We start from the raw sequence: 12,204 nt of genomic DNA, 5'->3' as shown, positions 1-12,204 counted from the left end.
ATGTTGTTTTCTCCACAGCGTCCAATATGTAATCATTTCTATGTACACATATGGTTATTATAGCGTATTTTACAATGCCGCTTCTATTCTTATTACCCTACTTTTCCCATTACAATAAACTTCTCTTCATTTTGGCAGTAAAAAAAGGAAGGTCTCCCTCCCCGCGCTAGTTAAGTGCTTACAGCTGATGTAGTTTTTCACTTAGATACTCCCGACGTTTCACCACATATTCGCGAATTCTTTCCGGTTCACCTGCAAATACATCCATGGGCCATTTCATGTAAGGATCTTTGTTGACATCTTCACGAATCTCATTGTGTAACCGATTCACCAAGGGCATAATTCGCTTCTCTGTAAAAGCATTCATCAGATGCTGTCGCAACAGCTTCTTATATTGCTGACGGAAACTGCGGAATGCCAGCAATCGTCCAGTAAGTCTGTTATACCCCTGAATACGAACAAGATTGGGGTCAACTCGTGTTCCATAACAGTTCCTCCCCCAAGTACCCTCATAATCCCAAGGCAGGATGCCATATTTACCGCTTTTGATTTTCTCATACCATGTGTAATTCTGATGAAATCCGTCGAAGTTCCCTGTAAGTACAGCTCCACTTAACCAGCGTAAATAATTGTCTGTATCCACCCTCGACTGTAAAAAACGAAACAATTCCAGTTTGGACTTAGTGTTCAACTGCTGAATAAAGTTACGCAGCCTTGTGCGATCCACATTTTTGCCACGAATTAAGCTGTACCCTGACAATAGATCGGTACTTGTTGAAGAGGAATCCGAATTTATCGTAAAACCAGCATGATCATTCACCGCATAGAAGATACTGCGCACAGGGATTTTCCTTTGGCGAAAAAAGAAGGATTTCACTCCTTCGATCCTCAGGTATACACCCAGAAGCTGCCCGTTCAGATAGAGTACGCAGTGTTGTGTAGACGGTGCGGGTACACGAATCGACTCAAAAAAACGAAAAGAAAGTGCATTACGCAACAACGAAGGATCATCATACTCCGCATTAAAATGATACGTCCGGCTGGATGTACGAATCTCAAATGACTTTTTGGGATAACCGCGTGTATGCCCTCCTCGATAACGAATCCGGATCGGGATCTGTTTGCCGTCCATCTGCATGGAGCCTTTAACCAGTTGTTCAGACCATATATCGGATGTCAGTTGTTGATACTCCTGCGCAGGCACAGCAATCCGGTAGACAGGTAAACCCATGTTCATCCGCCTTTCAATGACCTGTGATATTGGTCCGGTACGTACTTCCTGCATCCTATGCAGGAGCACAGCAGATCGAACGGGCATATGCACAGGATCATGCAAGCAAATACAAATGTAATGTACTCAAATACGAACAAAATCAGGAATCTATCATCTATGAATATACAAAACTTTGTATAGATGATAGCCAATTTGATATACAAATGGTTTGTTGGCCAGACCCTTCAACGAGCATGCCACATATGATTAAACTACAGACAAACTTGAATGCAGATTGAGAGATTATCACAGCACCCGTCATTTTAGTTGATCTGAACTTATATTTTGGAAGGGGTAAATACAATGTCTATGAATGGTCAGGGAATTCGAGGTTTGCTTGGGAGAGAAGTCAAAGTCAATCGGGGTCCGGAAGCAGTTCAAGGGAAATTAATAGATGTTCGTGGTGACTACATGGCTGTTAGCTGTAAAAAAGGATTTGTATATGTAAATGGATTAAATGTCAAAAGCATCACCGACACAGGTCGCTCCAGTGGCAGCTCGACTCCAATGAACAATCCCATTCCTTCTAATTCCTTTTTGGAAGTCGTACAGGCACTGCGTTTCAGACGTGTACTGATTAATGAAGGCAGCCGGGATGAGGTGGAAGGAATCCTCGCTGAGGCTAACCAAAACCAGTTAATTATCACAACAGATCGTCAAGAAGTGGTTCGAATTCCGACATATCATGTCAAATCGATATGCATCGTACGTGGCGGCAACAAATCTAGCGGAAATAAGTCCTGTGGGAAACCTTCTCACCCTGACAAATCCAGTGGACACAAGTGTTGCGAGAAACATCCTCACAAATCTACCGGAAACAAGTGTTGCGAGAAGCACCCTCACAAATCTACCGGACACAAGTGTTGCGAGAAGCACCCTCATAAATCTACCGGACACAAGTGTTGCGAGAAGCACCCTCACAAATCTACTGGACACAAGTGTTGCGAGAAGCATCCTCACAAATCTACCGGAAACAAGTGTTGCGAGAAGCACCCTCATAAATCTACGGGTTATGTCTCAGGCCGGAGAAAGTAAGCCATGCCTGCAATGCTAGTAGTGATCTGCCAGTTTCAAAGGGAGAGTAACAGTGGGGCCCTTAAGGCGCCGCCAGAACTTCTCCCTCTGGGAGATCCCTGTAAAATAACATATGAAGATCGCCCTCCATATGACACATATAAATCAGGAGTATCTGCCTAACTTCGCAGAAATATAGTTATCTGCTTACATACTAAGCGGGATGTTCACTACCATCTTCTACGTCCACGGTCACCCCTGTTGTGATTATTCAACTCACCAAGACGATCGTATGTCTCTTTATATATCCGAATCACGGCCTGAACTTTGATAAAATCAGCATCTTCCGGTCCAAGTCCCTCCATAAACATTCTCTGAATGATCTGTTGGAAGAATTGCACTCTGGCCTCAATCTGTTCTTGCTCAAGCTGTAATATGTCTTCGAAACTGTGGTTCCCTATGTAATCCATCAACTCATCATCAGGACTGGAATAATCTACGTTTCTTCGATCTGTAACCCATTCATCCGGCTCATTGGACTGGAGGTTAACACTGGTGCGTAATTGGGATAAGATGATTTTCTCTTTGGCCAACATGACATGAAAATCTTTGTTACGGAGCAGCTCCGATACAATCAGACTGCACATTTCACGATTTTGGATCAGTATGCCGTCAAAAGGATGCAGTGTCCAATTCCCGTTCGCATAATACAGGTTAAAGTTAAAGAATTCACTGCCATATTTGTATTGAATATTAATCTTGGTCTCATCAATAATCTCAAATGAAAAGTCCAGCATGTTCAGCAAGCTCCTTTGCACAACCCCAGATTTTACCTTCATTCTATCAAATAAATGAAACAAAGAGACGCACTCAGCGTCCCTCGTAGAAAATAAAACCATGTAGCACTCTCGATACGATATGCAGCGAGTCTTACCCTAATCCAGGAAAGACCCTAATGCACTGGAATCCGGTTTGTTTTTCTCCGGAATGGCAGCAGCCTTCGGCCCTTCCAGACCCAGTCGATCGCTCATTTTGGCGTTAAGTGTTGTCATCTTGTTGGTATAGTCATTACAGCTCTCGATAATCCGGCGATTGGACTGCTCGGACAGATCCAGCGCAGACATCAGATCACCCATCGCCTGATTGACTGCTTCAAGGGACATAGCCGGTTTGGACAACAGTTCATTCGTTTTCTCTGTTGTTGTCTTCAACAATCTGGCGTTCTCCTTGAATTGATCTTCAATCGTCTTATTCGTAGCTTCCACAGCAGAAATGACCTTCTCCTGATCATTAAGTGCCATCGCAATCATGGCCGAAACGGTGATCAGATTCGCTGTTTTATCAATGGCGTTATTCACTGAATCAATCAACTTGTCATTGTTATCATTAATGATGTCGGTAGCTGCAATCGCCTGATTGTACAGCATGATCATCTCTGTCATGGATTGGGTACGTGTTACCACTTTGCGCAACCCACGCTCCAGATGTGCTTTGCGATTCTCGTTCTCAGGCTTGGCGATCTCGGTTTCGAACAATGCTTTCAATTGATTACCAAAAGAGATTTTGGTCTGCAGATTGTAGATCTCCTGAATGGAGGAACGTTTCAATTGGCGCATATTTACGATGCTTTCTTCCAGGTTGTCCTTGCCGTCCCGCAACCCGTTAATGATCGCATCAATGTTCGTGCGAACAGATTGATAACGGTATACATAGTTTTTCAGCGGGCTTTTACGTAACAACTTCCCGACAAAACTCACATTTTTACTCTGCTGCAGACTCTCACATTCATCACGGAGCTTCAGGATCATGTTGGATACCTCTGCCCGATTCCCAGACATCAGTTCATTGACTGGACGATCAAGCAACTTGAGAGTCTGTCCTGCTCTCTCTTGTGTTTTCACGCCCAACTTGCCGATATCATCCATTAAGGTATCCAGGTGAGCCGGATCACTTTGGGACACTTTCTGAATAAGCTGCGTTGCTTCCTGGTTAATCCGTTGCTCATCTTCCTGCTTCAACTGAGCCCATTCCGTTGCCATGCCAATCCCTCCTATAATTCAGAGCTGTTATACCGTTGATGTATTAGTTCCGCTTTGTTCTGGAGCTCCATTAAGTCTTTATGTTCAATCGTTGATACAATATCCGATATCTTGGAATCTACATCTCGAAGACCATTCAGCAGCATACGCCGATTGTTGCGTTTGGCTTCTCCACTTAAACGTAGAAATGGATTAATAAAACCGTTCAGGTCTTTCAAAATAAGTCTGCGCACCGTATGGTTGATATCTCCGTTATTTAGTTCCTGAAGGGAAGGAATCACACGCTGCAAACGGGCAAACAACGCCAGTGATTTCTCCACGATCTCATTATCCAGTTCGTTCTTCTGACCTTCGGAGATGATCATGTCTTCCAGAACTTCCAGGTACTCAATCACCGGATCAAATACAGGATCTGGTTCAGTCCGGGAAGGCTTCGCTTGTTGTTCTGAGCCCGCGTGTTGTGCGGGAGTGGAGCTCGAATGGGACTGTGCCGGAGAAGCTTCTCTTGCCCCTGTTGGCACTGCGCTCGGCGCTTGTCCTCCATTCAAACGGGATGGTTCATTTCCGATATCTGTAATGGGTACAGGGGCTGATGACGAACCCTCGACCTGTGTACGTGGCGCGGAACGTGAAGGAATCAGTCCCCCAACCACAGTTGCCAGTGCCGGAATTGCCCACGTGATGACATCCGGTAGAAAGGGACTCGAGATCGCCGCGAGACCATAACCGACCAATGCGCCTATACCTATCTTCGTTTTCCGTAACATTACTTGTCCTCCTGCCTGTAACAACACTTATACGTATTGTAAGAAAACCATCCAGAAGGTGTCAATGTTGAGGGAAATTCTCAGCTAGACGTGGTGTACTCCGCTTACCTTCTGAACGTCGATTATAAATGGCTGTTCGATATGACTTCCCAGAAGACCAAACTTCGGATGAAGTGGTCCAATATCATGGCCAAGTGCAGATTTGACCGCCAGATACGGGAAGTTCACGCCCGACAGACAAGACATGTGCAACCCACCCGACATACGCGGATTAATCTCCAGCAGTTTCGGTGTATCCTTGCGATATTTCATCTGTATATTAAAATTATAAGGAATCCGATATGCTTCTGCCACATTACGGGCAATTTCCAGTAATTCCTCGTTTTCTTCGAGCAAGCGTAAACGTCCTCTTTCTTTTCTACGCGGAATAGCCGTTAATAGTTTCCCATTGCGATCCGAAAGACAATCAATACTGTATTCATATCCTTCCAGCACCTCCATCACCATGACATTGGGAAAGGACGGAGCAGAAGAGAACGCACGCAGGGCATCTTCATACGAAATCGAGTTAAGCGCATACCCGAACAACTCCTGCAACGGATCACGTTCATTGTTGATCACCCGGAATCCCATGCCGCCCTCACCATTACATGGTTTGAAACATACATCGTGTCCACTTGCGCGCAGCGCCTCATAGGCTTGCTGGAATTGTGCAGCATTACTGACCGTGAAATAATCCGGAATCTCCATAATGCCTTTCTCACGCACTGATTCATAGAATCGGTCTTTCTCCATCAATTGTTCCAGCAATTCCGTATCCGAGCATACGATAACCCGTGTACCGATCTCTTCGAACAAGGAGATATGTCTGCTGATGTCCAGCATGTTCCAGCGTGGAATAAACACATCAATCTGATGACGACGGCAAAAGTCGAGGCAAAAATCAACATACTCCCTGCCCGTTAGACGCGGTTCAACTTCTGCAACATCACAGCCCTGTAATGCCATGTGTCCCGGATCAGGATGAGTACCGTAGATCTCAAATTCCATGCCGTCCTCATTGTCCCGAATTGCATTCATATAATGATACGTTACAGAGAACCAACGGTTGAAGTAAATCTTCATTTTTTTCATTTATACGGTCTCCCTTATCTCGGCATGGTCTAGCTGAGTCTGTTGATCGTTGTGAATACGGTGAACGTAATCGAGAATCTCATCTGCTGCAAAAGCACCGAATTGTTCCGTAAATTGATACGGCACCAGCTCAGGTGCACGCTGTCTCTCCACATGTAATTCTCCGTGGGACGGAGCAATGGCATGCTGCGCAAAGTCCAGCAAACAGCGATCCAGCAAGGAATCACCCGAAGCAATCACAGCCACATCGCCAATGCGTTGCCTAATGTGCTCCACTGCAGCTCGTTTGTTCACGGCCGAAGGCACCAGATAGAGCTTCCGACCCTGGATCGAACTCTCCCATCCCAGCGTCTCTAACACCCGAATCTTGTCCGCAATACGCTCCATTGGAAGCTTGTCACGTTCGATCAACAGTGCATAGAACAGCTCATCACACAATCGCTGGTTAATCACCCATTCCGGGCTGAGTACATCGTCTAATAAATCCAGGATCTCTTCAGGAGCAGCTGCCTGCTGACGAAGTAAAGAACGAATATGCTGGTTCCACTCATCGTCTACCTGACCGTCAACAATAATGTTGCCACCATTACTCGTCACCGCATATTTCGGAATACATTCGGTCTGAAAAATATGAATGCGTCGGTACTGCTCCACAGTACGTGTCGTCACAGGCATAAATACAATGTCTTGTGGCAAAGACTGCAAACGCTCCAGTGCATATGCTGACATAAAAGCGGACAACTTGCCGTTAATCCACTCTGCCGGAACAAGTCCCGGTGTATCTTCAGGAATACGGAGCGCACGACGGGAGTACACCAACGTCTGGTCCAGATCACTTGCGTAGATCATCATTCTCCGCCACCTCCCAGGGATTGAATAATGCCGCAACAGGAATAGGTTAGTCCCGGATATACCTCAACCGGCACATTTCTGTCTCTGGCGAGCATCATGATATGTTGCAAATCCGGATTATCCAGACGGTCCACAAGAATCTTCCAAGGGACCCGACGTAATAACACCCGGGTTGTTTCTCCAATTCCAGGTTTAATCAGATTGATGTTCGCAATGCCAAAGGATTGCTGGATGGCCTCGATATCCTGCCAGCCTTTCCAGGTGATTTCCGAAGTACCGGTAGCATTGTCATCCGAGCGAATCTCTGCTTGGTTCATCACCTGTGGAAAATGCTGAGCGATGGTATCCACGTATTGGTTTGACACATCGTCAGAGGACCATTCACGATACCATTTGGCTCCGTGAAAATCTGCCGGCCCAATCAGATCATCCCGAAGCACTGTACGACTCACCAGTCCGGAGACGGTGGAATTCAGACAAGCGCTAGGAATGAGATAATCTTCTCTTGTCCCAAATGTGCCTGAACATTGCCCCGGATCGGCCAACACGGCAAGATCATCATCGAGGTTTACGCCATAAGTCCGTTCCATTTGGTCACAGGATTCTTTCAGCACTTTGCGAATAGCCCCTTTGCCGGTCCAACCGTCTACAAACTGAATGGCTGTTTCCAGCCCATGCTGCTGTAAGATATATAAAATTGCGTTCTCGTCCATACCTTTGCCACGAATAATGGAAATGCTATAATGCGGAATCGTCACTTTGTATTTCAATTCAATATAACGCTTGATCAGGATGCCAACAGGGGTTCCTGCTCGAGCCAATGAAACCAGCACAAGATTCAGGCCCCTGCGCTCTACGATCTTCTCAGCCACGATGGCGGTATGAAGTGCAATTCTTGCAGCGGATTGTTCCAACGTCTGGTGAAACAGCCCGATGTATTCGGCGGTGGGCTGATATTCCACAGGTAACATCTCCGAATAATGAACCCCCGATTGGATCGCCTGCTCCCGTTCACCTGTTCCCTTTTCCAGATCCACATGGCTGATATCCTTCAGTAGGAAAACAACGTCCGATGCAGCATAGCTGCCCATCGGCGCGGGAGACTGAATCTCACGTTGTCTGATTAGCTCCAGTGTAGTTAAGTTCATTGCTCGTTGTCCCCTGTCTTCTCTGGCAAGCCGCAATACACAATATGAATGTGACCGCATCCCAACTGCTCCAGTACCTTCACCATCGGTTCCATTCGCTCTTCGGACATCTGTCTCTCCAGCAAAACAAAAACCTCGTCATATTGTCCCGGGGCGATGTTGTAGATAAAGTTACGAACAGATGCGTCTTCCGGTGAGGCATATCCGGCACCACTACGAACAGCATATCCTGGAGCGGGATGTGTATGGATTGGACTGCGGGTAGTGGATTGATACCACACACCTTCTCCCATCTCGGCAGCAACACGCATTGGAATGTACATGAACTCCCCTGTTCCCATCACCAAAGTCCGTTCTCCCGTACGCTGCAACCGAAGTCGTTCTGCAATCCGGCTAACCTCCTGACGTAATACGCTATTATGACGGGATTGCACACCAAACCTGCCCGTATGCTGGACGTAGCTGGCTGTGCTACGTTTACCTTCACCATCCTCGGAAGTGGCTTGCAGCTGATGGAAGGCATCTGCAACGGTAGAAGTCTGAAGCGTTACGGCAGAATGAGATAACTGCTCATCTTGCTGTGTTGGTTCCAACTGTGGAGTACCTACCACTTCAATACGGCCCTTCAACAGGCTTAACGGTGTAATGGTAATTCCCAATTCTGCTTCCAGTTCGGCAAATCGAAGTTCGTCCGCTTCCGTACGCCAGTCTAGCAGCGAAGCAATCACATATTGCTTCCGGGGATATCTGGCCTGAATATCCCGAATGATATTCAACGTCGTTTTGCCCGTCGTAATCTCGTCGTCCACCAGAACAATCGGGCCCTCTCCTGCAAAGGCTTCATGATCCAGCGCATAACAACGATGAGCCATCGCGTGAGAATGTTCTTCTTCAAATTGAATATCTGGATTCATCGCTGGAACATATTCTCGAGTGGTGTGAATATAGGAAGCTTGATCAGCAAACATCTCGTACATGCTGTGGCCCAGCGCTGTCGCTGTCTCGGCAAAACCAACAAAACGAATCGTTTCCGGCAAACTCAAGCTTTCTTGCAACAGCATGTTGTACACTTGCCGAGCTTGCTGGGGATCAATCAATCCTTCGACCATTTCCCGTTTCCACTTGGTGATCTGATCTTTGGTCTCTTCCGTCTCCTCAGTCAGGTGCTCATATAACAGAACAGCCAATGCCGCGCCGCTCAGAAGCGAGGTATACGGGTTAACCGGGATGTGCTTGCCCAGCAGTCTGCTTACAAACAGAAATGAACGTTTCTTATTGATTCGTGCAGCCATGGAAAATAGAGATTCTAGTGGAAGTTGCAGCGGGTTATGTGTAACCTGAACGTTCAGACTGAATTGATCAAGAATTGGGAACGTAGTTGTGTTGTTGCTCATGTTTGGGCAAGAGCCCGACAAAATGCTGCTGTTCATGTAACACCCCATATATTTGTGATCGGATTAGAATTCGATTCGCCCAGCTCAAGTGTGGTTTAATCTCATTCATTTTGTTATAGTAATTACTTTTGAACACACCCAGGCTACCGTCATTACGGGCGATGATGTCTTGGGCATCAGAATATTCTTCATGTGTAACAACGTACATCGCTTGTACGGGCTTAATATGAGAAGGATGAATGATCGTTTTGCCAACAATTCCATTTTCCTTGTCCATCATGACTTCACGCATCAATCCATCCATTGTGTTCGTAATATATTTCATTCTCAGATGCAGCCCTGATTTGCCCAGGGTTTCTTCGAATGGAGTCTGTCGTAATTGAGGTTTGAACACGCGCTCCCGCTGACTGAAATATTCCCAGACAGGACCTGAGATCACATACGGCTTGTCCATTCGTCCAAACAGATTGATAATATCCGAGATGCAGTCACGGATCGTGGCGATATCGTATATGGTCAATTCAGGACTTCGGCGTAGTCCAAACAGGCTTGAGAAATCGGTCGCACCAATGCGTACATTGAGCACATATTCAACATGTTCATCGAGGATGTTTCGAAGGCCCAGTAAGGTCTCCCAACGTGTCTCCCGATATATAATTGAAGCCGTTTCCAATATGGGCATTCCATAGAGAACGGGATAATGATCCGGTTTCCGTTGATTATACTTGCGGATCTGGTCAAAATAGGCTCTTCCATTGCCCACACAAAACTTGGGCAATGCCACACCTGTCAGCATGGACACCAATTCTCCCAACGTATCAATCAGACGTTCCAACTGTTGTGGTGAACGTACACGAGCAAACAGAAGAGGCATTTGATCCTGACTCAGCATGCCTGTCTCCATATAAGTCATCAGTTGAGTTAGATGCTGTACCAGGCACTGCTCGGCAAACTCTACTTGGTCGTCACCTACAGCGTCCTCCAGATCAATAATAATGGTCGTCAGACCTTCATGCTTACCATTTATAATGTCGTCCGCGATATGTGCGCGCGTCGCGGGCATATATAAAGCAGCCCCAACAGCATATGCCAGTAGATCTTTGGAAGTCCGGTGATTGAACGAGACGGGTGAAGAGAAAAATAAAGTATCTTCTTCTTCCAGACTCAAAAAGTTAAAATATTTCAGGATTGTCTCCTCCTCGCACCTTTGGCAATAGCCAATCTGCAATAGTTGATTCCAGCTGTCGGGGCATAAAAACCAATCCCTCCTTAGTCTGGAGGGATTGAATGAATACATACGAATGATTACTTTCTTCCCGCAACCCACTGCATTCCCCAATCATGAGCCTCGTCCAACGCCTGATGCCCATTATAGAATTGCACAATTCGTTCAATACTGAATGTCTCATTGTTCACATTGCGTAACATCGCGATGCCACACATGCCAAGCGGGCTCCCGTATTCATTCATTCGGACAATGATATCCGGGCCGTCCTTCTGCTGGATGGTTACCACACCGTCTACTTGAGACCAGTTGGCCACACCACCATAAATATAGGTAAATACCAAGATGCGCTCAATTTCCGAGATACGTGCACCATTAATCCGCAGATTCTCTCCCGTCTTAACAGATCCCGTCCGGTCATCCCCATCCAGTGCAATATAAGGGAAACGGTTCAATGAACCAAACGTCTGTCCCAAGGCCTGAATCACATCTCGTGTACCATCCTTCATCTCGAACAGGCAGCCCAAGTCCAGATCCACACTCTTGCTGCGACCAAATAACCCTTTGCTGCCCTGTTGATTCCAGTTCAGGTTAATCAGGATTTCACCAAGTCCCCCCGCATTTTTCTTGAGGTTAATGGTGTCGCCCTTCTTCTTCAATTCAATTTTGCTGAAATTGATTGAATTCACAGGAGCAGGCGTCAGTTCTGGTGCGGGTGCCGGGGGTGGTGGAGTCGGTACAGCTGTCGGGGGGACGGTTGATGTGGTTGGCGCAGCGTCTGATCCACCATCCACATCCACACCAAAGTTAGCGCAGAGTGCATTCAAACCACCTGCAAAACCCGATCCTATCGCATTGAACTTCCATTCTCCGTTATGACGATACAATTCACCGATGACAATCGCGGTCTCCACTGTAAAACCGCTTCCCAGATCATATCTCATCACTTCCTGACCTGTAGCTGCATTGGCAAACCGTAGAAAACCATGCTGAACCTGTCCAAAATGATGGCGTCGTGCTTCACCGTCATGAATCGTCAGGCTGAAGGCGATTTTCTCAATTCTGGCAGGGATTTTGCCAAGATCAATGGCGAATTGTTTCTTCTCGCCACCAACCTGTCCACCATCCATATACGTGATGAACGAGGTAGAGGGCTGATTATAGAAGATAAAATCTTCATCTCCAGCCACTTTATTGTCTGAACCCAGAAGGAATGCTGATGTGTCCAGCTCCACACCCGAGGCTGCCTCCCAACCAATGCCTACCGTTAGACGGGACAAGCCCGGATTGGTTTTGGTCAGATCACTCTTCTGGCCTTTCACGACAGAAATCGCCATAGCAGACTCACCTTTCTATGC

At 46.6% G+C, this 12,204-nt stretch carries 11 protein-coding genes; 1 reads left to right on the top strand and 10 read right to left on the bottom strand.

Going from position 1 to position 12,204, the window contains the following annotated elements:
• Nucleotides 1-178: 178 nt before the first annotated feature.
• Nucleotides 179-1,231 carry a CotH kinase family protein gene (locus ACE04G_RS08645; RefSeq protein ID WP_486094372.1) on the bottom strand — a complete coding sequence of 351 codons (1,053 nt, stop codon included), beginning with the start codon at nucleotides 1,229-1,231 and terminating at the stop codon, nucleotides 179-181.
• 345 nt (nucleotides 1,232-1,576) lie between these two features.
• Between ACE04G_RS08645 and ACE04G_RS08640 the strand changes: the two genes are divergently transcribed.
• Complete coding sequence (locus ACE04G_RS08640) at nucleotides 1,577-2,308, top strand: hypothetical protein (RefSeq protein ID WP_486094370.1); 732 nt, start codon at nucleotides 1,577-1,579, stop codon at nucleotides 2,306-2,308.
• A gap of 209 nt (nucleotides 2,309-2,517) precedes the next feature.
• Here the strand turns inward: ACE04G_RS08640 and ACE04G_RS08635 are convergent, their stop codons facing one another.
• From ACE04G_RS08635 to ACE04G_RS08595, 9 genes are all read right to left on the bottom strand, one after another.
• Nucleotides 2,518-3,084: a hypothetical protein gene (locus ACE04G_RS08635; RefSeq protein WP_449005246.1), complete on the bottom strand. Its 567-nt coding sequence runs from the start codon at nucleotides 3,082-3,084 to the stop codon at nucleotides 2,518-2,520.
• A 138-nt stretch (nucleotides 3,085-3,222) separates the two neighbouring features.
• Entirely contained in the window at nucleotides 3,223-4,326 is a 1,104-nt protein-coding gene (locus ACE04G_RS08630) for a toxic anion resistance protein (RefSeq protein WP_036606281.1), read from the bottom strand.
• 11 nt (nucleotides 4,327-4,337) lie between these two features.
• Nucleotides 4,338-5,093, bottom strand: coding sequence for a hypothetical protein (locus ACE04G_RS08625; protein ID WP_221818924.1), 756 nt, complete (start codon nucleotides 5,091-5,093; stop codon nucleotides 4,338-4,340).
• Between the two features lie 84 nt (nucleotides 5,094-5,177).
• Nucleotides 5,178-6,227, bottom strand: coding sequence for an ATP-grasp domain-containing protein (locus ACE04G_RS08620; RefSeq protein WP_449005245.1), 1,050 nt, complete (start codon nucleotides 6,225-6,227; stop codon nucleotides 5,178-5,180).
• Nucleotides 6,228-7,076 (bottom strand): HAD family hydrolase, encoded by an 849-nt coding sequence (locus ACE04G_RS08615; protein ID WP_449005346.1) that lies wholly within the window; start codon nucleotides 7,074-7,076, stop codon nucleotides 6,228-6,230.
• Nucleotides 7,076-8,227, bottom strand: coding sequence for a cysteine protease StiP family protein (locus ACE04G_RS08610; protein ID WP_449005244.1), 1,152 nt, complete (start codon nucleotides 8,225-8,227; stop codon nucleotides 7,076-7,078). The genes ACE04G_RS08615 and ACE04G_RS08610 overlap by 1 nt, the downstream gene beginning before the upstream one ends.
• Nucleotides 8,224-9,657: a phosphoribosyltransferase family protein gene (locus ACE04G_RS08605; RefSeq protein WP_405131509.1), complete on the bottom strand. Its 1,434-nt coding sequence runs from the start codon at nucleotides 9,655-9,657 to the stop codon at nucleotides 8,224-8,226. The genes ACE04G_RS08610 and ACE04G_RS08605 overlap by 4 nt, the downstream gene beginning before the upstream one ends.
• Entirely contained in the window at nucleotides 9,587-10,807 is a 1,221-nt protein-coding gene (locus ACE04G_RS08600) for an HpcH/HpaI aldolase/citrate lyase family protein (protein WP_256704287.1), read from the bottom strand. The genes ACE04G_RS08605 and ACE04G_RS08600 overlap by 71 nt, the downstream gene beginning before the upstream one ends.
• A gap of 119 nt (nucleotides 10,808-10,926) precedes the next feature.
• Nucleotides 10,927-12,183, bottom strand: a complete 1,257-nt coding sequence (locus tag ACE04G_RS08595) for a TerD family protein (protein ID WP_221818920.1) — start codon at nucleotides 12,181-12,183, stop codon at nucleotides 10,927-10,929.
• Nucleotides 12,184-12,204: the final 21 nt, after the last annotated feature.

The sequence above is a fragment of the Paenibacillus sp. AGC31 genome, assembly GCF_057334655.1.
This window is presented reverse-complemented; position numbering and strand designations above follow the sequence as displayed.

Excerpts from the sequence above, each read along its gene's own strand:
- ACE04G_RS08605 (WP_405131509.1), bottom strand. The coding sequence starts at position 9,657 with ATGAACAGCAGCATTTTGTCGGGCTCTTGCCCAAACATGAGCAACAAC.
- ACE04G_RS08630 (WP_036606281.1), bottom strand. The coding sequence starts at position 4,326 with ATGGCAACGGAATGGGCTCAGTTGAAGCAGGAAGATGAGCAACGGATT.
- ACE04G_RS08595 (WP_221818920.1), bottom strand. The coding sequence starts at position 12,183 with ATGGCGATTTCTGTCGTGAAAGGCCAGAAGAGTGATCTGACCAAAACC.
- ACE04G_RS08615 (WP_449005346.1), bottom strand. The coding sequence starts at position 7,076 with ATGATCTACGCAAGTGATCTGGACCAGACGTTGGTGTACTCCCGTCGT.
- ACE04G_RS08645 (WP_486094372.1), bottom strand. The coding sequence starts at position 1,231 with ATGGGTTTACCTGTCTACCGGATTGCTGTGCCTGCGCAGGAGTATCAA.
- ACE04G_RS08640 (WP_486094370.1), top strand. The coding sequence starts at position 1,577 with ATGTCTATGAATGGTCAGGGAATTCGAGGTTTGCTTGGGAGAGAAGTC.
- ACE04G_RS08635 (WP_449005246.1), bottom strand. The coding sequence starts at position 3,084 with ATGCTGGACTTTTCATTTGAGATTATTGATGAGACCAAGATTAATATT.
- ACE04G_RS08610 (WP_449005244.1), bottom strand. The coding sequence starts at position 8,227 with ATGAACTTAACTACACTGGAGCTAATCAGACAACGTGAGATTCAGTCT.
- ACE04G_RS08620 (WP_449005245.1), bottom strand. The coding sequence starts at position 6,227 with ATGAAAAAAATGAAGATTTACTTCAACCGTTGGTTCTCTGTAACGTAT.
- ACE04G_RS08625 (WP_221818924.1), bottom strand. The coding sequence starts at position 5,093 with ATGTTACGGAAAACGAAGATAGGTATAGGCGCATTGGTCGGTTATGGT.